Source organism: Corynebacterium coyleae, assembly GCF_030408635.1.
Lineage (GTDB): Bacteria > Actinomycetota > Actinomycetes > Mycobacteriales > Mycobacteriaceae > Corynebacterium > Corynebacterium coyleae.
This window is the reverse complement of sequence record NZ_CP047198.1, coordinates 2,461,608-2,483,730: the sequence shown is the minus strand read 5'-3', so window position 1 is coordinate 2,483,730 and position 22,123 is coordinate 2,461,608. Positions and strand designations below refer to the sequence as shown.

Here is a 22,123-nt window from a genome sequence, read left to right as displayed (position 1 = left end):
CTTTAATCGTGGTAGTTGCCGATTGTGTCGAAGCCGCGTCGCAGCGCGCCCGCGTCTTTGTGGCCGTTGGGGTCTTCGAAGCCGGAGTTCAGGTCGAGGCCGGCGCATCCGACGCGCAGCGCATAGGTGAGGTTGTCGGGGTTGAGGCCGCCCGCGAGGAACGCCTTCTGCTTCACGGCGTCCGGCACGCGCGTCCAGTCGAAACGCTCCCCCGAGCCGCCGTCGTGGGCGTCGAGCACTAGCTTGTCGACGACCCCAGCAACCGCCTCGGCCACCTTTTCGCCATCCGGCTGCGTCATGGAGACGGCACGCCAGACCTCGACGTCGACCTCTTTGCGCACGGATTCGATGAGCGCCAGTTCCGTCTCCACGGAGCCCTGGTACGGCGCGTGGATCTGCACGGCGGTGATGCCGGGTTGGACGAGCTCGTCGTAACCCGAGGTGCGGCGGGAAACCGCGACGTAGTCCAGCCCGGGCTCGGCGGCAATGATGTCGGTGGCTGTTTCACGTGAAACATTGCGCGGGGAGGCGTCGTCGAAAATGAGCCCGCCGTAGACCGCGCCGCACGCCTTGGCAGCCTGGGCGGCGGAGCCGGTGCGCAGTCCGCAGACTTTGTTCGGGCCGTAGACGAGCTCGCGGCAGGCGCGGTCGATGTCCGGCTGGGAGGTCAGCTGGCTGCCGACCAGGAACGCATCCGAGTGGCCGCCGAGGCGACGCACGGTTGCGGAGTCGCGGATGCCGGACTCGGAGACCACCACTGCCCCATCGGGAGCGAGTTCGGCGAGGCGTGCGGAGCGGTCGAGGTCGATGGAGAGATCGTGAAGGTTGCGGTGGTTCACGCCGAAGATCTTTGCGCCGAGCTTTATGGCGCGGTGGGCTTCTTCCTCGTTGATCACCTCGGTGAGCACGTCCATGTGGAGTGACTCGGCGATGGAGGCCAGGTGCGCGTACTCCTCGTCGCTAAGGACGGAGAGCATGAGCAGGATCGCGTCGGCGCCGAAGTAGCGCGCGGCGTAGATCTGGACCTCGTCGATAATAAAGTCCTTGCACAGCACCGGCAGATGCGTCGTGGCGGCGACGGTGGCCAGGTGGTCGTAGTCGCCGTTGAAGTAGTCCGGCTCGCACAGCACGGAGATGCCAGCGGCGTAGCGGGAATAGACCGACGCGATCTCCCCCGGCTTGTAGTCGTCGCGAATCGGCCCGAGCGAGGGTGACGCGGACTTGCACTCCATGATGAACGCGGTGCCGGGGCGGGCGAGGGAGTCGTAGAGAGAGCGCTCCGAATTGCGTAACGTGTCGAAAGCAACGTGGGCGACGCGTGCGCGAATATCGTCAAGGTGACGTTTTCGGTTCTCAACGATATTGGTCAAAATCTTAGCCACTGTAATCGGCCTCCTCGTGGGTGGCGAGCCAATCGGCCACCGTGCCGTCCGCAATCAACTGCTTCGCGTGCTCGGTACCGGCCGCCAGCGAATCCGCGATGCCGTAGAGGTAGAACATCGCACCCGCGGACACGGCAACGGCATCACGGTGGGCAGCCGGGCCCTCCCCCGCGAACGTGGCGCGCATGAAGGCTGCGTTCTCGGCACCGTTGCCGCCACGTAGGTCCTCCAGGCTGTGGCGCTCCACCCCGAGCTCCTCGGGCGTGACCGTGTAGTGGGTAATCTCGCCGTCCTTGAGCTCCCAGACCTCGGTCTCGCCGTGGACCGCGATCTCGTCAGTGCCCGCGCCATGGACGACGAGCGCACGGTTACGGCCCAGCTCACGCATCGTTTCCGCAATCACCTGGCCGAGCGCCGGGTTGGCGATGCCCATGATCTGGAACTCCGGGCGTGCCGGGCTGAGCAGCGGGCCCATCGTGTTAAACAGCGTAGACACGCCCAGCGTCTTGCGGACCTGCTGCACGAACGCGATCGCCGGGTTGTACGCCGGGGCGAACAGGAACGTGAAGTTGGAGGACTCGAACTGGCGCACAGCACGATCCGGGTCGAGGTCCAGCGGGATGTTCAGCGCCTCGAGCACGTCCGCCGAACCGGACTTCGAGGACACGGAGCGGTTGCCGCACTTGATCATCTTCACGCCACCGGCAGCTGCGGTAAGCGAAGCGGCGGTGGTGATGTTGATGGTGTTCGCGCCGTCGCCACCCGTACCGGCGGTGTCCATGATCCCCTCCCCCGTCACCGGGAACGGACGCCCGGCGGCAAGGAACGCGCGGGCCGCACCGGCGATGTCGGCGAAGGTTTCCCCGCGCGTGCGGATCATGGCCAACAGCGCGGCGATGTGCACGTCGTCGTAATCGCCGACGGTCAGCGGGGTAAACGCCTCGATGGCCTCCTCGAGGGTGGGCTCGGGGTTGTCCATGAAGCGGCGGAAGATCTCGAGTTGGCTAGTCATTGTCGTGGCCTTTCTGTAGTAATTTCGTCACACAGTGGTCCAGGATTTGCGGGCCAGAGGGGGTGAGGATGGATTCGGGGTGGAACTGCAGTCCGATGGACATGCCATCGTCGGTTTCGGCGGCCATGATCACGTCGCCGATCTCCGTGCCGGTCCACGCCAGCGGCGTAATACCGGGTGGCGCGGTGGTGGCGCCGAGGGAGTGGTAGCGCGCGACGGGGACGTGGCGGCCGTCGTTAAGCACCATGCTTTGCGACGACCCATGCACCGGCCCGCACGGCTCAACCCGCCCACCAAAGTGCTCCACCAACGCCTGAAATCCCAGGCAGATGCCCAGAATCGGGATGCGGCCCTGAGCGCGTTCGATGACCTCCATCATGCAGCCGGCGTCCGCGGGGTAGCCGGGGCCGGGCGAAAGGACGATGAGGTCTGGGTTGGCGTTCAGCACAGTGTCGGCGGTAACGGTGTTGCGGTAGACCACGGTGTCGTAGTCCGCGAACGCGTCCACCAGGTTGTAAACGAAGGAGTCTTGGTTATCCAGCAGGACGATCATTTCTTCACCTCCAGGTCGCGGCCACCGGCGAGTGCATGCAGGACTGCGTAGGCCTTGTGCAGAGTTTCGTCAGCCTCGGACTGAGGCACGGAGTCGCGCACAACGCCCGCGCCGGCCTGCACGATGGCCTTGCCATTGGCCACGAAGGCGGAGCGGATGACGATGCAGGTGTCGAATTCGCCGTCGCCACGCAAGTACCCCACCGCCCCGCCGTAGGAGCCGCGGCGCTTGCCTTCCACGGAACGCAGCAGTTCGGTTGTGCGCAGTTTCGGTGCGCCGGTGAGCGTGCCCATGTTCATGCACGCGCGGTAGGCGTCAAGTGCGTCGAGGTCCGCGGCCAGGGTCGCGGTGACCCGACTGACCAGGTGCATCACACGCGAGTAGCGATCCACCTGCAGCAGGTCTTGCACCTTGCGGGTGCGCGGCTCGGCCACGCGCGCCATGTCGTTGCGGGCCAGGTCCACCAGCATGGTGTGCTCGGCAACCTCTTTGGCGTCGGTGCGCAACTGCAGTTCCATGCGCGTATCCAGCTCGTGATTGACCGTGCCGTCCGGGTTCAGCCCGCGCGGGCGCGTGCCGGCAATGGGATACAGCTGCACCTGGCGCGTGGCCGGCGAGAACTTCAGATTCGACTCCGGCGAGGCGCCGAACAGCTCGTAGCCCTCACCACGGATGTAGAACATGTACGGCGAGGGGTTCGCGGCACGCAGGCGGCGGTACGCACCGAAGGCGTCGTCGCAGTCGGCGGTGAAGCTGCGCGCCGGCACGACTTGGTAGATGTCGCCGTTGTAAATGTTGCCCTGCAGCTGCTCCACTACCCCACGGAACTCCTCGTCCGGCATATCCGCCTCGGCGACCAGGGTGCCGGTGAGGGTGGTTGGTGCGGTGGGTGCGGGGGCGTCGTCGATAAGTGCTGCAATCTCGGTGAGATCAATGCCGTCACCTGCAGCATCAACCCCGGCGAGGTACGCCGTGCCGGTTTGGTGGTTCACGCGCAGCACCACCTCGGCGAGCACGAACTCGTAATCCGGGTAGGTGTTGTCGCCGTCCGCGACCTCGGGCAGACGCTCGAACGTCTCCAGGTAATCAAACGCGAAACCGCCCGCGAGCAGCGGAAAGCCCTCATTGCCCTCGGTGGAGGTCAACTTGCGCAGGACATCCATCGTCGACGCCGCGGTCAGGCGCTCGCGCTCGTCCTCCACATCAACGCGCGGAAACTCGTGCTCGAGCCCGATCTCGTTCGCAATAATCTCGCCCGACGGCGTCAGCGGTGTCAGCGTCACGCGGTTGCCGGAGCAAGTAATGCGTATCGACGACCGCAGCACCGCCAACGACTGCAACCCCGAACGTGTCGTGATGTCAGCGGACTCGAGCAACACCGTGTCGGTTGCGTCGAGGCCGCCGATGTGGGCGAAGAGGCTTGCCACATCCTCGTGGTAGCGCACCTCTTGGCGGGTGAATTTCATGTGATCCTCGGTTCTGTTCTTGCTTGCACCGAGGGATAAAAAAGGCCCGCGGCGCTTGGGGGACAAGCTGGCGGGCCGTGACTTCGCTAGGTGGCGCGCCAGTTAGGCGAGCCACCACCATGTTTGAGAAGTCATGTACGTCACAAAAAGGAAGTGTAGCCGAGGATCCGGCTTCGCGGGCTCATTTTATTCGTTGTTGTCGGCGTGGTCGGCGGCTCGTCGCAAAGCATCAAGGTTCACCGCGGGCTTCTCCTCTTCTTGCGCAGGCGCCTGCTCACGCGCGTGCTCCACCAACGTCGCGGCGCGCGCACCGAAGTTGCCGCCCACGGACGCCGAAATCACCGCCGCTACCGCCGCGATCGCCGGCATGACCCACATCCAGCCGGAAGCGATGAACGAAAACGCCGCGCCGAACGCGAGCGCCAACGCGGCCAGCACCCAGAACGGACCCGCTACCTTATGCGCCTGGTTCCAAATGCCTTCGTCCTTGCGCACAGCCGGCACGTGGAGGCCGATCCACTTGTTGCCGGGCAGCTTGCCCGCAGAGGCGAGCGCGCCGGGGATGAACAGCGCAAGCGTTAGCAACGAGAAGATAATGCCGAGGACAACGTTAAGGGAGCTCATGTTCGCGAACGGACTCATAGCCACTAAGCATACGACCGGACGCTCACCTGCAAAAAAATATGATCAAAATACAGTAGATTGCATAAATACGGGCTACGCTAGGCCCATGCAAAAGAAAATCCTCCACTCATTGCTGTTCTGGGTGGTTGTAGCGATTGCCTTGGGCTTCGCCTGCAGCTTCTTCTTCCCGGACTGGCTTGCCCGCGTCTTTGTCACGTTCAACGGGCTGTTCTCTAACTTCCTCGGCTTCTTCGTGCCGGTCCTCATCTTCGCCCTCATCGCACCCGCCATCGCGGGTCTGGGCCAGGGTGCGGGCAAGTGGCTCGGCGTCACCGCCGGTGTCGCATACGGCTCCACGTTCATCTCCGGCCTGATCGCATGGTTCACGGCGTCCACGCTGTACCCGAGGCTTCTGGACGGCAAGACCCTCATCACCGATGTCGCCGACCCCGATGCCGGCGGCCTCTCCCCTTACTTCAGCGTTGAAATGCCGCCACCACTGGAAGTCATGTCCGCGCTGCTCCTCGCCTTCGTCGTCGGCCTGTCCATGACGGCAGTGAAGTCCGACAACCTGTTCAAGGTGCTCGGCGAGCTCAACGACATCGTGCTCAAGGTCGTGGTCACGTTCGTGATCCCGCTGCTGCCGCTGTTCATCTTCGGCACCTTCCTCAACCTGGGCATGAACGAGAACTTCGGCGACACTATGGCGGCCATGGGCGTAGTCCTACTGCTCTCCGTCGTGATGACCGTCGTGATCGTCCTGCTGCAGTACCTCGTCGCAGGCACCGTCGCTGGCGTGAACCCGTTCAAGGCGCTGAAGAACATGCTGCCGGCATACTTCACCGCACTGGGCACCTCGTCCTCCGCCGCGACCATCCCGGTCACCTACAAGTCCACCCTGAAGAACAAGGTTGACGAGGACGTCGCCGGCTTCGTGGTCCCGCTCTGCGCGACGATTCACCTGTCCGGCTCGATGATGAAGATCACCCTCTACGCGCTCTCCATCGTGTTCATGGCCAACCTGGATATTTCCGCCGGCCAGGTCATCGGATTCATCCTCCTGCTGGGCATCATGATGATCGCCGCGCCGGGCGTGCCGGGTGGCGCCATCATGGCCGCTGTCGGTCTGCTGCAGTCCAACCTCGGTTTCGACGAGTCCATGGTCTCCCTCATGATCGCGTCCTACATCGTCGTTGACTCCTTCGGCACCGCCGCCAACGTCACCGGCGACGGCGCGATCGCCCTGATCGTGAACAAGTTCGCTGCGGGCAAGATCAAGAACGATTCGCTTGACGACGACACCGTCACCACCCCGGCGGACACCCAAGCAGGCGCTGCCCGCTAGTCCCCCACTGATTTGAGACGACCGCCCTTCGGGGCGGTTTTCTTTTGCCTTGTTGCTCTTCGAGGTGTTTCACGTGAAACATCAGGTGCTCACTGTATCGAGATGGCTCCTCACTGTATGAAGTGACGCCCTCACTGTAAAAAGAGAGGTGAAAATGGGTCCTCACTGTATTGAGTGATGCCCTCACTGTAAAAAGTGAGTACAGTGAGAGCATGAGTGAGCGGATGGATGACATCATGGCCAGGCTGCGGCGCCAGCGGAATGATGATCACTGGATTGAGGCGAAATCCGGTACGGGGAAGTTGGATACAGCCTTTTGGAAAGCAGTGAGCGCCTTTGCAAATACGAAGGGTGGCCTGATCGTCCTTGGCATTGAGGAAGATCAGTCGACCGGTACGTTCCAGCCAGCCACTGATTTTGACTCTCGTGCGATGAATGATCGACTCATCAGTGCTTTGAGGGTCGACCAACAGAAGCCTCCGGTGACGCCGATACCCGAGACTGTCGTCGAACTCGATGAATACCAGGGTTCGCCGGTGATCTTGGTTGAGGTGCGGCCGATGCGTACCGATGAGCGCCTCGGAAAGCAGATGCCGTGTTACGTGACCTCGCAAGGACTCCGGGATGGCGCGTACAAGCGAGTACTGGATGGCGATCAGAGGCTTTCCAGCTACGAGATCTTCCAGCTCATGAATCTCTACACGCCAGATTCCTCGGAGTTGCTGCCTGTTCCTGGGGCGAACCTCGATGACCTGGATGGCCAGATGTGGAACGGGCTGATCCAATCTTTGGAGAAGAGGGGATCCCGGATCCGGGTGGGAACAAGAACCGATGCAGAGGTTCTGGAGCGACTGCATGTGCTTGATGCAGAGGGCGTACCAACCCTTGCGGGCGCGTTGGCATTGGGCAGCTATCCGCAGCAGTTCTTCCCGCAGCTCTTCATCGATGTCGCAGTGCACCCGACGACGGAGAAGTCGACGTCTGAGACACGCTTCCTTGATCGGGCTCACTGCGACGGTCCGCTTCCACTGGCGGTCGAGGATGCGATTAAAGCTGTCGTGCGCAATCTCCGGGTTCGTACTGTGGAAGTTGGGTCGAATATGGTCGACGAACCTGAGATTCCAGAGATTGCTCTGCGTGAAGCGATTGTGAATGCCGCGATGCACCGTGACTACAGTCCGCAGGTTCAGGGGCGGCAAGTGCAGGTTGATGTGTACCCGGACCGGGTCGAGGTAAACAGTCCCGGCGGACTGTGGGGAGATCGCACCGAAGACAATATCGACGAGAACAGGTCGGTAAGCAGGAACCCTTCGCTCGCGAACTTGCTGAGCAACCTTCCAACGCCTTCAGGCTCGATGCGCGTGGCTGAAAACCAGGGAAGCGGCATTCAACGAATGAAGCAAGGGATGGAAGGCTATGGCCTGCCCCAGCCGGTGTTCGATGCCCGGATTGGTGAGTTCACCGTCATCCTCTACAGGTTCGGGATCCTTGATCCTGAAATGTCGGCATGGTTGGAGTCGGTTGCTCCTAATAGCTCTCGAGAGGAACAGATCGCGCTGGCGATTGCCAAGGGTTTGGGTGCTGTGTCCGTGAAGGAGCTCCGTAAGCACATTGGGCTTGATAGTGACGATGCGCGGAGTCTGTTGAGTGATCTCGTCACACGCGGGCTGCTCGGTCCGGGCCACACGCGGGATTCGTTTGTTCTTTCAAGCAGCGGCATCGAACTCGATGAAACGGACAACAAACTCATCGCCTACCTGGCCCAAGTTGGAGAGGCAGCAGCACGCGATATCGCGGACCACCTAGACGTGAGTGTCAATACCCTGCGCCCAAGACTCCGCAGCATGGTGGATGTGGGTGAAATTGTGCCCACTGCCCCACCGACAAGCCGCAAGCGAAAGTATCGCCTCCCCAACTAGGCGCACCGTTTCACGTGAAACATCTGCCCGCTCCCCCAATGGCGTAGTGTCATTCGCATGTCCTTCGAGATCGTCACCACTCATTTCGTGGCGCACGAGCCGGACCTCGACGGCGCGTACGAGCTCTACCTGAACCGCATCCGGGCCAGCGGCGTCGAGATTGCGGCGGTGTCGCCGCACCCCCACCCCATCGAGGACGAGTATGTGCTTTGGGATCTCCGCTGCCAGGCCGCGTACGACAACCTCGCCGCACCTGAGGACCTCCAGCTCTACGAGCTCAACGCGCTCGTGGACTTCTCCACCACGAACCGCGACGAAGCGCTTGACTACTTCTTTTTCGAGGATATGGGCGGCCCCACGCGGTTCGCGGCGGCACTCGGCGGCCTGTCGGACCTCACGCTTCGCGACGAGCCCACCGGCCCCCTCTCCCTCACCACCATCGTCTATCTCGGTGCCCCGCAACATATGGCGGTCGCACAACAGCTTTTCGACGACACCCTCGCCGCCCTCAACGCCGTCGCCTACCAACCCTTCGTCGCCCCACTCGAAGGCACCGAGCATGCTGATCTTGTCGGCCCGCTCTGGCTTCGCGACGCCACCCTGAACATCATCGGCAAAGGCGACGGCATCTTCTCCCCCGGCAAGGACGCCTGGGCGGGGTGGGTGCTCACCTCAGACAGCAACAACACCGCCGAGCTCCAACTGCGTGAGCGGATCGAGCCTGACGCAGTAGTGATTAGCCGGGCGGTGTCTGAACCGTTCTAGCGGGACTTACCCGCTGCCGGTATTGGCTTAGTTGGTCGGTGCGGTGGCTGCACTGCCAGCTGCATCGTCGGCAGCGCCACCTGCTGCACCGTCAGCCGGAATGGAGTTGGTCACTACCTCGTCGGAAATGACCGCGTCGCTCGGCGCCAACGGATCCTCGGAGACAACAGCCGTATCGGAGACGACCACATCGCCGGTGGAGTCCGTGCCACCCGTGCTGCCCGTGTCACCTGCGGTGGCGCCACCGGTGGTGACGGCGTCGCTGACGTCGGAGACCACACCGTCGGTCGGGGTGGTCACGGAGTCGGTGGCGTCCTCCGAGTCGTTGCAGGCGGCCAGTCCGGTTGCGCCGAGAACAAGAGCGGTAGCGGCGGCTGCAATACGAGTGTTGGTCATGTTTACTCCTTCGCTAATTGATTCGCACGAGTTGATTCGCTCGGGCGTCGTACCCGTCGCTATTCACTTGTACGGGCCGAATCTGTGTTGCGAGTTGGAGAAATCACACAGGTTTCGTGTTCTTCACTGACGTTTGCGTCCCCACTGCGTCACGCGACGGTGAAAACAGCTGTTCTCGGGAACTTTCCTCCCCCACCGCACCCAAATAATTCACTTTCCCCAGGAGACCACGACGGCACACCGAAGAAAGTTCCACATGGCAACACAAAACCCGGCCCCTTCAACAAGGACCGGGTTGAATTTGTAGCGCCTAAGCGCGCCGACCTAGAACGGGAGAGCCGGGAGCTGCAGGCCCGGGATAGCGCCGGAGAAGGCAGCAGCGCCGAGCAGTGCGACGAGGGCAACCGGGACGCCGATCAGGAGACCGAGCATGCCGGACTTGTACGCTTCCTGATCTACAGTCTTTTTGATGCAGACACCGGAGGGGGTGGAGCTGTTGTACTCCTTTAAATATTCGGTCTTGTTTTCCTCGATGGCCTGCTTGATCTCGGCCCGCTCTTGGTCGGTCTTGGCCTCCTTCAAGGAGAGGTCGTAATTAAGGAAAACTTCGTCTATTTGGACTTTGCAATCCCTGTAGTAGAGCGAAGAGCCAAAATCTCCTTCAGCGGCGAATGCCGGGCCGGCAACGAGGGACAGGGGCAGGGTTGCCGCGACAGCGGCGGTAGCGATGCGCTTCATGGTTTTCTCCTTGAGGTGAGGTGTGTACCTGCTATTAAACGTGTGTCAAAGACGTTTCGCAGCACGAACAACAGAAAAACCTCACCACAACAAAAGACCCGGTCTCCCACCAGGGGAGCCGGGTCAAAGTACCGCGTCTAAGTGTGACTTAGAACGGGAGAGCCGGGAGCTGCAGGCCCGGGATAGCGCCGGAGAAGGCAGCAGCTGCGCCGAGCAGTGCGACGAGAGCAACCGGGACGCCGATCAGGAGGCCGAGGATGCCGGACTTGTAGTTGTCGTCCTTGATGAGCTCCTGGATGCAGTCGCCGGTGGACTTGGTTTCCTTGGCCTTGGCTTCGTCAGCCTTAGCGTCGCCGTCCTTGGCTTCGACCTTCTTCTCTTCCTTCTTGCACGCCTTGAAGCGCTCGGAGGAGCCGACCTTGGTCTCGCCGGCCTTGTCGCCCTCCTGCTTGGAGATGGAGGAACCTTCCTTACCCGGCTTCGGGGCGTTGGTGCCCTCGGTCTCAGCGAAAGCCGGGCCGGCAACGAGGGACAGGGACAGGGTTGCAGCGGCTGCTGCGGTAGCGATGCGCTTCATGGGGTTCTCCTCAATGTGATCGGTTAAACATGCCAGGGCTCTGACACGTGTAAACCTAACATCGCTTGCCAAGCGATGTGCGTTACTTCGTCGCTAAAATTTTTTTCCATGGCGAATTTGAGTGAGACTGCAGCGGTTCTTGGCATCACGGCGTTGGTGGGTTTCGGTGGCGCCGCCGTCGGCTACAACATGGTGGATGTGCCGGAGATTTCGCAGGTCACGATGTAAACGCATGGCGCGCCGAATGCGATTATCGACGACCCGCAGCAGGTCCTCTCCCCCGACGACCGCGCCCGTCTCGAGCGTGACACTGCACGCATTGATGCGCCTGAGGTGGTCACGGATTTCCACTACATGGTGTTCAAAACGAACCACAAGAACGTCCTCGACGACGTTGAGGAACTCCTGCGCACCCAGTACCCGGACCTCGTCGATCAGTCGAAGCGCGAGAACGGCCACCTTGCGGACGGCGCGCTCATCGTCGGCGTTGGCCTCGACCCACGCCAGGCGTTTGTGTACGGCGGCGAGGATGTGACTCGCGAGCTCATGCTTGACGACAAATCCCACCTCGCCGATCTCCTCGACGCCATGAAACCCGGCGTGAAGGACGGCAACATCCCGGCCGGGCTGTTCCGTACCGCGAACCAGGCCATGAACGCCGAGGCACTCGCCCAGAAGCAGGTGGACGACGCGACTGATGATCAGATCGGCGCGACCATCGGGCTTGGCGTCCTCGGTGCCGGTGTGGCAGGCGCTAGTGGGGGTGGGTTGTTGGCGGTGCGGGGGCGTCGTCGAAAAGCAGTCGCCCAGGCGCGCAAGGACTACGACACCGTGACCAGCGAATACACCCGCCTGGCAGGACGGCTGGACGAGGTGGACGTGCGGGCGAACTCGCTGACGTCCGCGTTTGCCGACGAAACCCTGCGCCGCCAGTGGGCGGAAGTCCGCGACCGCTTCCTGAGCATGAACGAGTTGGTCCACGGCGCGGCGGGGCTGAACGCGATCAACATGAACGACGACAAGGACGTGTACGAGCACCGCAGGCAGTTGGCGGACGCGGCCGAATCCGTCAAGCACGTGTCTAAGGCGGAGGAAAACATCGACAGGCTTTTCGCCGTCGAGCATGGCGACGCCGCGGCGCGACGGGCCGACCTGACCAAGATCCGCGAGGACGTGCTGCGGGCGCGCAGTGAGGTGAAGGGCAAGGAGCTGAAGCGGGAACTGGATCTGCTGATGGGGCGGATCGAGGCGCTGGACGCAAACCCGAACTCCCCCACCTTCCTCGACGACTTCGTGCGCGTGCTCGGCGATTACCGCGTGATCCTGGACCAGGTGAAGAAGAAGCAGTTCAGCGACGTGAAGGAGAAGCAAAAGCTGCGGGCACCGGCGGTGTACGAGACTGGGTTCTGGTACGGCGGGTACGTCCCATACGTGCAGATGCACTCGTGGCACGCGGCGAACGTGCAGGCGGCAAAGGCGGCGTCGTCCTCCTCGAGTGGCTTTAGTGGCGGCGTGTCCTCGTCAGGCTTTTCCGCTGGTGGTGGCAGTTCGTCATTCTAAGAAATTCTTCGGTGACAATCGTCACAAAACACAGTTAGGGCTTTTCCTTTATTAAGTCCGTGTTTATACTTGGGTGCGGAGAAATTCGAAGCCCAAACCCGCCACTGAGAACACGCAGTGGCGGGTTTCCTTATGCCACGACCTAGTAGGTAGGTAGGCGTAGCGTGAAGGTATGTCTGTCGAGATTGGCAAGGTCAAGAAGATTTTGGGTGGCCTCGCGTCAACCCAAACCGAACGCGAAGCGCTGTACAAGCACTTCCACCAACACCCCGAGCTGTCCATGCAGGAGCATGCGACCGCGGAGCGGATCGTTAAGGAACTGGAATCCTCAGGTATCCGGGTGACCCGTGTGGGGGAAACAGGGGTGGTGGCGGTCGTCGATAATGGCGAGGGCCCAGTCGTGGCCATGCGCGCAGACATTGATGCGCTGCCGGTCAAGGAAGCCTCTGGCAAGGACTATGCCTCCACGGCCACGCAGGTTGACGCCAAGACCGGCGTGGAGGTTCCCGTCGCCCATGCGTGCGGCCACGATGTTCACCTCATGTCGCTGCTCACCGCGTTGCAGGCGTTCAACGAGCACAAGGACCAATGGTCCGGCACATTTATCGGCGTCTTCCAGCCCGCTGAGGAGACTGCTGAAGGTGCCCGCGCGATGCTCGAGGCCGGGTTGGAACAGGCAATGCCGCGGCCCGATGTGTACCTGGGCCAACACGTGCTGGCCAGCCTGCCCGGCGGGCACGTGGGCACGCGACGCGGACCGGTGCTGTCCTCCGCATTCTCGGTGAAGGTCACGGTGCATGGCAAAGGCTCCCACGGGTCGATGCCGGAATTGGGCGTGGACCCGGTGGTGCTTGCCTCCACCATCGTGATGCGCCTGCAAACCATCGTCTCGCGCGAAGTGGCGGCCAAGGAAACCGCGGTGGTGACCGTCGGTGCGATCCACGCGGGCACGAAGTCCAACATCATCACGGACTCCGCCGAACTGCTCATCAACACCCGCGCATACAGCAGCGAGGTCAGCGAGCACCTCAAGGAAGCCATCGAGCGCATCGTGCGCGCCGAATGCGTCGCCGCCCGCAGCCCGATGGAACCCGAGTTCACCTACTACGACCGCTACCCGCTTACCGACAACGACGGGGACGCTACCGACACCGTCCGCGAAGCCTTCGACGCATACTTTGGCGACGAATCCTGCGACCTCGACGCCGTACCCGCCTCCGAGGACTTCTCCATCATCCCCGACGCGCTCGGTGTCCCCTACACCTACTGGGGCCTGGGAGGCTTCGCGGACATGAGCAAGGCTGTGGGCAACCACAACCCGGCGTTCGCACCTGATCTCCAGCCCACACTCGACCGTGGCACCGAAGCAGTCGTCGTTGCTGCTTCCGCCTGGTTGACCGTGCCGGTCTCGGCGGATTAGTGGAGTTTAAAAATTTATGCAGCGGCCAATGGGGGGCATGGGCCGCTGCAAAGGACCCGAAGGCCCTGGGTGGGGACTATGTCCCCCAAAGGGAGCCCGCGCCTCTCGCACTCTAAATGGGGGGGTGGGTGAGTGCTCAGCCGGTTCTCGGGGGGGTGTAACCGTGGGCGGGGCTCCGGCTCAAATATAGATCATGTGTAAATGGCTTGTCTAGTCTTAGTGCAAAATACTGCTAAACATGCAGGTAGATAGCGTGGTTTTGCGGTTGTGAGGTGCGGTTACGGCAGTTCCACGCCACACTGCTTGAGGATCGTTTTGGGCAGGCGGAAGCGAGCGGCCATGCGAACAGGTGTGCTAATTTTGTGCTGAAGATTCTCGGCACCTATTAAACTGTCGGTTAATAAAACTGCTGGTTACGAAAGAAGCAGACGGAGGCGAGAAAGTTGCCATTGGAAATCACTGTCACCAATAGTGAAGAGCTTCTTGAAAGGAAGCGAGAGTGTTTGGCATCTCTAAGGGCCACCACTCGCCTTCCCCATGCTGAATTTCAAGACCTCAAGGTGCTGGCGAATGCCGGCATGTTGAGCGAGGATGAGCGGACCGTGTACGACGAGCTGCAGACAGTTCTCTTACTGCTCGGTGAGGGTCGTTTTGGGAGTGCATGATGCGGCAGGGCGGTTTCTCGGCGACGTAAGAGACACGTTACTTGAGGCGTTGCCGCTGGCATGCAGAGCGGATTTACAGGCGAAAGCCAAGCTAAACATCGACAAGAATATCGTGGTGGGTGATTTCAAGGCTCCTCTCGTTCACGGTGCTGGACAACCTGAGGGCTCAGTGCGCAGGGAAGACTACAGTCAACTCTTTCACGTGATTATCAATTACGAACTGTCATCCGATTCGTCGGAGAAGTTCCTAGCCGTAAAGAGCAGCAAATTCGAACTGCGGGTTGCTACGTCGCCGGGCATACGTTTCGAGTTTGAGCGTGACTACACCAGCGCGCCCTGTGCGCATATCCACTACTCAGGGGTCGCAGGGTTGCTCAGTCCAGCGTTAATGCAGAACTTTCAGGACAAATCAGGCAACCCGAGGAAGAAGGGCCGCCTAGATGAATTGCACTTACCTGTGGGAGGAAAGCGTTTTCGTCCGTCGCTTGAGGACTTCCTCTATTTTGTGATCAGCGAATGTGGATTCCGCGGGAGGCCAGGATGGGAACCTGCACTACAGGAACGACGCCGAGTATGGCTTTCTAAACAGGCTTCTGCGGCAACCCGAGATCATCCCGAAGCTGCTGCAGAGGCGCTCAGGGACCTCGGGTTTACCGTCACTCCCCCGGAGGGGTTCACTACGCCTAAAGCAGATGCGCAATGGTGAATTGCCCGTTAGCTACGGCAGTTCCACACCGCACTGCTTGAGGATCGTTTTGGGCAAGCGGAAGCGAGCAGTCATGCGGGGGTCGACGATCTGGCTGATCTGGGTGTCGCCAGTCAGGGACAGGAGCATGAGAGCGTCGGTCGCGTCGAGGCGAGATGCACTCACGAGCCAGTCCCGCATCATGCGGGTCGATTCCTTGACGGCATCCATCAGTTCGACCTCGGAGGAAATGGCGTAGACCGCGTCGCCGGAATCCAAGAACGGCAGTGGCAGCGGGCGGCCCTCGAGCACCGTGACGCGGATCTTCACCTCGGCTTCGATCTCGGCGCCGCAGACTGCGACTTCGCCGTCGCCCATCACCGCGTGGACGTCGCCAAGGCTCAAGTTCGCGCCGTCGACCTCCACTGGCAAGTACAGGATGGAACCGGCAACGATCTCCTTGGTGTCCATGTTGCCGCCGTGCTGGCGCGGCTCACCGGTGGGTACCGACTCGGATGCCGGTGCGGTGCCGATGACGCCGATCATTGGGCGGATGGGGATGGTGATGTCGTCAGAAAACTGCGCCTTGCCATCGCGGATCGGGACGATGCGGGTGCGCTCCTCCACCGTGCCGGGCAGTGCGCCGAAATCAGGGTGGGTGGTCATGGTGGCCTGCTCGCCGACTTCGATGCTGAGGATCTCCACCTTCAGCGTGTCGCCAGGGCGTGCTCCCTTGACCGCGATTGGGCCGGTGGCTGGGTTGACCTTGTCCCAGCCGACGGTGCTGAACAACTGGGACTCGTCGGTAATCGTGTTGGAGAAGCAGTCAAGGGTAAGAACCGTAACCTCGTCGCCGCTTTCCACATGAAGGCGCGGATCTTGGTCCGGAGACAGGGCCAATACACACGCGTTGGAATCGATGGAGTGCATCCTTTTACCTCTCTTCGAAGGAACAACCACTGGATTGCCTCTGACCATAGTGGGAAACAGAAATTCGCAGGTGAAGGTTGTGAAAAGGTTGGGTGCGTTCAGGCCGTCAGGGGCCTTCAGGGGCCTGGAGCATTTATTGTCGACGAAGCCCGCGATCGCTTGGCACGTGGGCACTGCGGCCGGTGGCTTCGAATGTTTCACGTGAAACCCGGCTGTTGTAAGGGCGCTGGCGGCAGTGGCGGTGGCGATAACGAAGTCGCGACTTGACCCCCCGAGTTTCCCGGTACCAAATACGCGGAACACGAGAGCACCGGCTCTGCGAAACACTGAGACCAAAGACCTGCACTGGTACTTCGGGCATTTGGTATCGATTCAATGGTTGCTCAGTAGATCATCTATGTTTGGGTTTACGCACACCACGTCCTCTCCGGTTCGCCGTGACGGCGTGGTTTTCTCAATCCAAGGGGGTAATGGATGGGTTAAGGGTCAAAGGGGACGCGGACATTTTGACCCTTAACCCTAGGCGCCTAAAAACGCTTGAGAATAGCGGAATTCCTTCCGCCTACTCGCACTCTAAATGGGGGGTGGGTGAGTGCTCAACCGGTCTCGGGGGGATGGACCGTGGACGGAGGGGCCCAAAAGCGGATATAGACGATCGCCCTCAGTGTGTCTACACCTAGAGCAAAAAAGTTTTTCGGTGCAGGTGGGAGGGTGCTATGGGATGATAGTCGGCATGACCATTCAGGCCCGGGCGCTGACATATAAGCGTGAAAAGGAGCAGTCGGCCGCGATCCGTTTGTTGCACGCGGACAACGCCCCGGTGCTACTCGCGGTCGTGGCGGAGCACTTCCCGCGAGGCGCAGAGGTCCGACCTGCGGAGCAGCTCTATCAGCTCATGGCTGAGGACTTCGCGGTGTTGCGCGGTATCTTCGAGCTCCCGAAAAAACCCCAGGCGTACTGCAACGACTGGGTGAAAGCCGGGTGGCTGGTGCGCAAGTCCGGTACCAAGGAAACGGGTGAGACGCTTGAACCAAGCGAGCAAACGCTCACCGCGCTGCAGGTGATGGACCGTGTCAGTGCACCGCGATCGGCGGTGACGGCGAGCCGGGTGGCGTCGATAAGCAATGCCCTGCAGGCGCTCGCGCGGGACACGGACCCGAACATCGACTCCCGCCTGAGGCACCTCGACGCCGAACGCGCCCGCATCGAGGCAGAGATCGAGCAGGTCGAGCGCGGGGAATTCGAGCTGCCCTCCCCCGCCACCGTGCACGAACGGGTGGGCGACATTCTGGAGCAGGCGAATGCGATCCCCGGCGATTTCGCGCGCGTGCGGCACGAGCTGGAAACGCTCAATACGCAGCTGCGCCGCCAACTGCTGGATCCGGAGGGCTCGCGCGGCGACGTGCTGGACGAGATCTTCGCCGGCGTGGACTTGATCGGGGAATCCGATGCTGGCAGAAGCTTCAACGCGTTCTACTCGTTGGTGGTCGACCCGGAACGCGGCGCGTGGTTGGACACGTGGATTGGGCAGGTGCTCGAGCGCGCCGACAACACCGCGATGACACACGAAGAGCGGGCGAAATTCCGCAGGCTGTTCCGCGACATGGAAGACGCCGGCTATGAGGTTAACCGTATGATGACGCGCCTGGCCCGCAACCTACGCAACTACGTGGCCAGCGAACAGTTTGCCGAGGACCGCCGAATGATCGAGCTTTTACGCGACACTCGCAAGCTCGCCGCCGACGCCGCGGAGCGCGAGGAGCTTGCAGCCACCCACAAGATGGACACGCCCTTGCAGCGCATCGGGATGCAGATCACCTCGGTGGCGCAGATCAAGCTGGCGGACCCGGGTGCGGAGGTCATCACCACTGCGGTGGAGGCGTTTGAACCCGGCGAGGGCGACGCGGAGGCGCTCTACCAGGCGGTACGTGAAAGCGAGATCGACTTGGAAGAGCTTATCGCGGCAGTTGGGGAGACGGTTGGGATGGCCGGAGGGGCGTCGATAGGCAAGGTGCTCGAGCGCCATCCCGCCTCCCAGGGGCTGGGGTCGGTGGTGGGCCTTGTGTACCTGGCCCTGAAGCATGGGGTGCGGCAGGACGGCAGCGAAGAGGTGCGCTTCGAGGAAGACGATGGGAGCATTCGCTTGGCGACGGTCCCGCGGTGGCATTTCGACGCCGCAGCAGTAAAGGAGATGCAATGACGGAACCGCTGTGGACGGGCGACACGGGCATCCTGTCCGAGGAAACCCGGCGCGCACTGGTGGACCTGCTCAAAGGTCCGCTCATCACCGCCGACCGGAAGAAGGAAACCTGGCACGCCATCACCACCGACACGGAGACGCTGCGCTCTCGGCTGCACGATGTGTTTTTGGAGCTGGTTGTGGACGAGGACGCCGGCATCGCGTTCACTCGCCACGTCCGCCCGGACAACGAGGACGTGAAAGTGCCGCCGGTGTTGCGCACGGAGGCGCTGACGCACTTGCAAACCGCGATCCTGCTGCAGCTGCGCCACGAGCTGGGCATGTCTACCCCAGGCGAGCGCGTCGTGGTGGGAGAAGATGAGTTGTATGGCGCCATCAGCTACGTCCGTGCGGTGGACAACCGTGACGAGTCCGGGTTTAAGAAGCGCTTCACCGCGGCGGTGAACACCATCCGCAAGTACAGCCTGCTCACCGACACGGAGACCGAGGGGCGCTGGGAGGTCTCCCCTGTGCTGCGCCACATCTTCGACGCTGACACGGTCCACGCGCTGCGCGAGGAGTATCTGCGCCTGGCACAGGAAGGGGAAGAACAGTGACAGAGCAGTTCCGTCTTGCGCGCGTGCAGCTGGTCAACTGGGGCACGTTCGACGGCTACTACGACATCCCCGTCGGCGAGCGTGGGTTTTTGATCACCGGCGCGTCCGGCTCGGGCAAGTCCACGCTTATCGACGCCTTCTCCGCCGTACTAGTCCCGCCTGGCAAGCTGCGGTTCAACGCCGCCGCCCAGCAGGAAACCGGCCGTGACAAGGGGCGCAGCCGCGTGTCCTATATCCGCGGTGCGTGGCGCCGCAGCGAGGACCCGGCCACCGGCGAGATCCGCAGCCAGTACCTGCGCTCCGGAGCGACAGCCAGCATTGTCGCGCTGACCTACCGCGCCGGGAAGGAGGCGTTCACGCTCGCCGCAATCTACCGCCTCAATGCGGGACAGCAGCAGGAAGCGCAGGTGAAAACGCTCTACGGCATTTTTCCCAGCGAGGTGGACGTGGACGGGTTCGTGCCGTTGCTGCAGAACTCCCTGGATAAGCGCAAGTTGGAGGCGAAATACAAAACTGCCGGCGTGACGTTCACGGACCAGTACTCCGTGTTTGCCAACCGCTTCCGCTCCAAGCTGGGTATCGGCAGCGAGGAAGCGCAGATGCTGCTGCACCGCACGCAGTCCGCGAAGTCCCTGTCCAGCATGGACGAGCTGTTCCGCAACTACATGCTGGACGTACCGGACACGTTCCAGGTCGCGGAGGACGCCGTGGCCACGCACGAGGACCTGCGCCAGGCGTACGAGCGGCTCGAAGACGTGCACCAGCAGATTGAGACGCTCGCTCCCCTGCCGGGGCTGGACACCAAGCTCAAGGATGCGCAGGCGACGCAGGAGAACAATGCCGCGTTGTCTGCCGCCCTGCCCAACGTGCGACGTGCGATTGAGGCGAAGCAGCTGCGCGAGCGTATCGACGTCAGCTCCGCCCAACTCGCCGCCCTCGAAGTGCAGGCGCAATCCCTCGAGGCCCGCAAGGAAGCGCAACAGGAGGCGGTGCAGCGCGCCGTGGTGCAGAGAGAGCAGGTTGCCGGGCAGAGCCTGGGCGAGATCGAGCGCAACATCGCCCGCGAGGAGCACGAGCTTGTTGCGCGCAAGGCGAAAGTGCGCGACCTGGCGGCTCTGGTGCAGTTAGACGGGGCGTTGGACACCGAGCGCTTCGCAGAGCTGAAAGCACAGGCGTCGGCGGAGCTGGCGGCCGCGCCGGAGCAGGGAGAACGCCTGCGCGAAGCGTGGTTCAAGGCCCGAAGCGAGCACGAGAGGCTTGCCGGCGCGGAGACGTCGGTGGAGACGGAGTTGGCGTCGTTAGGCAACCGCACCTCCAACCTTGACCGGCGGTACGTGGAGAAGCGCGCACAGCTGTGTGCGGATACCGGGCTGACGGTGCGTGAGCTGCCGTACGTGGGTGAGCTCATCGACGTGCTACCGGAGCAAGCCGAGTGGGAACCGGTGATCCAGCGCCTGCTCGGCGGTTTTGCCGCGACTCTTTTGGTGCCAGCGGAGCGCGAGCGCGAGGTGAGCAGCTGGGTCAATGGCCGCCACTTGGGGATGCGGCTTGAGTACCGCACCGTGCCCGAGGGCGTGGACATGCCGCGCGGACCGAAGAACCCGCTCAGCCTGTTTCATAAGGTGCGCGTGGTGGAGCACCCGATGCGCCCCTGGCTGATGCGCATGCTGGCCACCACCTTCGACTACGCCTTAGTGCGCACCGTGGACGAGCTGGAACGGCAAGACAAGCGCGCGGCTACCATCGACGGCTTGGAGCGCAACCCGGCCGATAGGACTGGCTCCGCCCGGTACGTGAAAAACGACAGGCAGCGCCTGGGCGAACGGCGCAACTACCGCCTCGGCTCCTCCAACCATGCCAAGGTGGAGGCGCTGCGCGCGGAGCTGGCGGAGGCGAAACGCGCGACAACGGCGGCGGGCAACCGCCTAACAGAGGTTGAGCGTAAGCAAAAGGCGCTGGCCAGCGACGTGGAGAAGGCTCGGGCTATCGACGCTATGGAGTGGGCCAGCGTGGACGTCATCAGCGTCGAGGAGCAGTTGGCGAGCCTGCGCGCCGAGCTTGAACGGCTGACCTCCTCGCCTGAAGCGAAGGAGTTGGAGCGGGCGTGGCGCGAGGCCGTCGATACGTTGAAGGCCACCGAGCAGGAGTTGCGCAGCGTGCACGACGAGCTCGCCGTGGCCACGCGGGCACTGCAGGACGATCAGGCGCGGCTGAAGCGGATCGAGTCGGAGCACGTGGAGGTGGACCCGGCGCTGGCGGAGCAGCTGGATGCGATGCTCGCGGCCACCACGCGCCGTCTGACCCCGGAGAACTTAAGCGACAGCGCCTTCAAGGTCACCGCGCAGCTGGACGCGCAGGCGAAGCAGGCGGCGAAGACGATCACGGAATCCAGCAACGCCATCGTGAACATTCTGTCCAACTACAAGTCCCGGTGGTCCGCAGAGTCTGCGGAGCTGCAGGCCGCGGCCGAGTTTGCGGGCGAGGCTATTGCGAGGTTGGAGATGCTGCGCTCGGACCGCCTGCCGGAGTTCCGCGGCCGCTTCCTGGACCTGCTCAACGGCCAGTCCGTGATGCACCTGAACACGATTTACAAGGAGCTGCAGCGCGCGAAGGGCGACATTGAGACCAACCTGGGCCCCATCAACGCGTCGCTGCGCCGCTCCCCGTACACCGAGGGGCGCTACCTGCAGATTGAAGTCCGTGACAACCGAGACCGCGTCGTGCGTGACTTCCTGCAGGACCTGCGCGAAGCGACCGCCGGCAGCTTGAGCGAGGCGGACGAGAAGACCGCCATCGAGCGCTACCACCGCCTGGCCAAGATCATGGATCGCCTCGGCTCCTCCGAGCGTGCCGACCGCAGTTGGCGCAACGTCGTGCTGGACACCCGCAGGCATGTGAAGTTCGTGGGCAACGAGGTGGACGCCGAGGGCACGGTGCACAACACCCACGTGGATTCCGCGTCGTTGTCCGGCGGCCAGGCGCAGAAGCTGGTGTTTTTCTGCCTCGCCGCGGCGTTGCGTTATCGCCTTGCGGGGGTGGATGCGGACGTGCCCCGCTACGCCACCGTGGTGCTGGATGAGGCCTTTGACCGCGCAGACCCTGTGTTCACCCGCACTGCGATGGACGTGTTTGAAAGCTTTGGCTTCCATATGGTGCTGGCTACGCCGATGAAGCTGATCAAGACCCTCTCCCCGTACGTCGACGGCACCATCGTGGTCCACTACACCGAGGATCCCGTCGCACGTTCCACCTTCGAGCTCATTGAAACCTATGCGCCTGCCTGACCAGTT

General features: G+C 62.4%; 18 protein-coding genes. 9 read left to right on the top strand and 9 right to left on the bottom strand.

Annotated features, from left to right (window positions below):
• Positions 1-2 precede the first annotated feature (2 nt).
• The 5 genes from trpCF to CCOY_RS11955 all read right to left on the bottom strand — a co-directional run bounded on the left by trpCF (position 3) and on the right by CCOY_RS11955 (position 5,055).
• Complete coding sequence (trpCF, locus tag CCOY_RS11975) at positions 3-1,388, bottom strand: bifunctional indole-3-glycerol-phosphate synthase TrpC/phosphoribosylanthranilate isomerase TrpF (RefSeq protein ID WP_425284121.1); 1,386 nt, start codon at positions 1,386-1,388, stop codon at positions 3-5.
• Positions 1,375-2,394 (bottom strand): anthranilate phosphoribosyltransferase, encoded by a 1,020-nt coding sequence (trpD, locus tag CCOY_RS11970; RefSeq protein ID WP_092101025.1) that lies wholly within the window; start codon positions 2,392-2,394, stop codon positions 1,375-1,377. Before trpD ends, trpCF begins: the two co-directional genes overlap by 14 nt.
• Positions 2,387-2,947 carry a glutamine amidotransferase-related protein gene (locus tag CCOY_RS11965; protein WP_092101023.1) on the bottom strand — a complete coding sequence of 187 codons (561 nt, stop codon included), beginning with the start codon at positions 2,945-2,947 and terminating at the stop codon, positions 2,387-2,389. Before CCOY_RS11965 ends, trpD begins: the two co-directional genes overlap by 8 nt.
• On the bottom strand, positions 2,944-4,413 hold the full coding sequence (locus tag CCOY_RS11960; RefSeq protein ID WP_092101021.1) for an anthranilate synthase component 1: 1,470 nt from the start codon (positions 4,411-4,413) through the stop codon (positions 2,944-2,946). Before CCOY_RS11960 ends, CCOY_RS11965 begins: the two co-directional genes overlap by 4 nt.
• 186 nt (positions 4,414-4,599) lie before the next feature.
• Positions 4,600-5,055, bottom strand: a complete 456-nt coding sequence (locus tag CCOY_RS11955; RefSeq protein ID WP_224213302.1) for an SdpI family protein — start codon at positions 5,053-5,055, stop codon at positions 4,600-4,602.
• Positions 5,056-5,143: 88 nt separating this feature from the next.
• Here CCOY_RS11955 and CCOY_RS11950 point away from each other — a divergent pair, with 88 nt between their 5' ends.
• The 3 genes from CCOY_RS11950 to CCOY_RS11940 all read left to right on the top strand — a co-directional run bounded on the left by CCOY_RS11950 (position 5,144) and on the right by CCOY_RS11940 (position 9,066).
• Positions 5,144-6,382: a dicarboxylate/amino acid:cation symporter gene (locus tag CCOY_RS11950; RefSeq protein WP_092101019.1), complete on the top strand. Its 1,239-nt coding sequence runs from the start codon at positions 5,144-5,146 to the stop codon at positions 6,380-6,382.
• A 212-nt stretch (positions 6,383-6,594) separates the two neighbouring features.
• Entirely contained in the window at positions 6,595-8,301 is a 1,707-nt protein-coding gene (locus CCOY_RS11945; protein ID WP_143028436.1) for an ATP-binding protein, read from the top strand.
• A gap of 57 nt (positions 8,302-8,358) precedes the next feature.
• Positions 8,359-9,066, top strand: a complete 708-nt coding sequence (locus CCOY_RS11940) for a hypothetical protein (protein WP_092101014.1) — start codon at positions 8,359-8,361, stop codon at positions 9,064-9,066.
• Between the two features lie 27 nt (positions 9,067-9,093).
• Here the strand turns inward: CCOY_RS11940 and CCOY_RS11935 are convergent, their stop codons facing one another.
• From CCOY_RS11935 to CCOY_RS11925, 3 genes are all read right to left on the bottom strand, one after another.
• Entirely contained in the window at positions 9,094-9,462 is a 369-nt protein-coding gene (locus CCOY_RS11935; protein WP_070613742.1) for a hypothetical protein, read from the bottom strand.
• A 324-nt stretch (positions 9,463-9,786) separates the two neighbouring features.
• Positions 9,787-10,200: a hypothetical protein gene (locus tag CCOY_RS11930; RefSeq protein ID WP_092101012.1), complete on the bottom strand. Its 414-nt coding sequence runs from the start codon at positions 10,198-10,200 to the stop codon at positions 9,787-9,789.
• Between the two features lie 148 nt (positions 10,201-10,348).
• Positions 10,349-10,777: a hypothetical protein gene (locus tag CCOY_RS11925; protein ID WP_092101010.1), complete on the bottom strand. Its 429-nt coding sequence runs from the start codon at positions 10,775-10,777 to the stop codon at positions 10,349-10,351.
• 354 nt (positions 10,778-11,131) lie between these two features.
• Here CCOY_RS11925 and CCOY_RS11920 point away from each other — a divergent pair, with 354 nt between their 5' ends.
• The 3 genes from CCOY_RS11920 to CCOY_RS11910 all read left to right on the top strand — a co-directional run bounded on the left by CCOY_RS11920 (position 11,132) and on the right by CCOY_RS11910 (position 15,128).
• On the top strand, positions 11,132-12,337 hold the full coding sequence (locus tag CCOY_RS11920; protein WP_092101008.1) for a hypothetical protein: 1,206 nt from the start codon (positions 11,132-11,134) through the stop codon (positions 12,335-12,337).
• A 172-nt stretch (positions 12,338-12,509) separates the two neighbouring features.
• A complete protein-coding gene (locus CCOY_RS11915; RefSeq protein WP_092101006.1) occupies positions 12,510-13,757 on the top strand; it encodes an amidohydrolase in 1,248 nt (415 codons plus the stop codon).
• Positions 13,758-14,414: 657 nt separating this feature from the next.
• The gene (locus tag CCOY_RS11910) at positions 14,415-15,128 is read left to right on the top strand and encodes a hypothetical protein (RefSeq protein WP_092101004.1); all 714 of its coding nucleotides are present in this window, start codon (positions 14,415-14,417) and stop codon (positions 15,126-15,128) included.
• Positions 15,129-15,140: 12 nt separating this feature from the next.
• Here the strand turns inward: CCOY_RS11910 and CCOY_RS11905 are convergent, their stop codons facing one another.
• The gene (locus CCOY_RS11905) at positions 15,141-16,037 is read right to left on the bottom strand and encodes an acetamidase/formamidase family protein (protein ID WP_092101002.1); all 897 of its coding nucleotides are present in this window, start codon (positions 16,035-16,037) and stop codon (positions 15,141-15,143) included.
• Positions 16,038-16,770: 733 nt separating this feature from the next.
• On the opposite strand from CCOY_RS11905, the gene CCOY_RS11900 reads away from it, so the two are divergent.
• The 3 genes from CCOY_RS11900 to CCOY_RS11890 are packed head-to-tail and all read left to right on the top strand — an operon-like array spanning position 16,771 to position 22,117.
• Positions 16,771-18,237: a DUF3375 domain-containing protein gene (locus tag CCOY_RS11900; RefSeq protein ID WP_092100999.1), complete on the top strand. Its 1,467-nt coding sequence runs from the start codon at positions 16,771-16,773 to the stop codon at positions 18,235-18,237.
• Positions 18,234-18,833: a DUF4194 domain-containing protein gene (locus CCOY_RS11895; RefSeq protein ID WP_092100997.1), complete on the top strand. Its 600-nt coding sequence runs from the start codon at positions 18,234-18,236 to the stop codon at positions 18,831-18,833. Before CCOY_RS11900 ends, CCOY_RS11895 begins: the two co-directional genes overlap by 4 nt.
• Positions 18,830-22,117, top strand: coding sequence for an ATP-binding protein (locus CCOY_RS11890; RefSeq protein WP_092100995.1), 3,288 nt, complete (start codon positions 18,830-18,832; stop codon positions 22,115-22,117). The genes CCOY_RS11895 and CCOY_RS11890 overlap by 4 nt, the downstream gene beginning before the upstream one ends.
• The last annotated feature ends 6 nt before the right edge of the window (positions 22,118-22,123 follow it).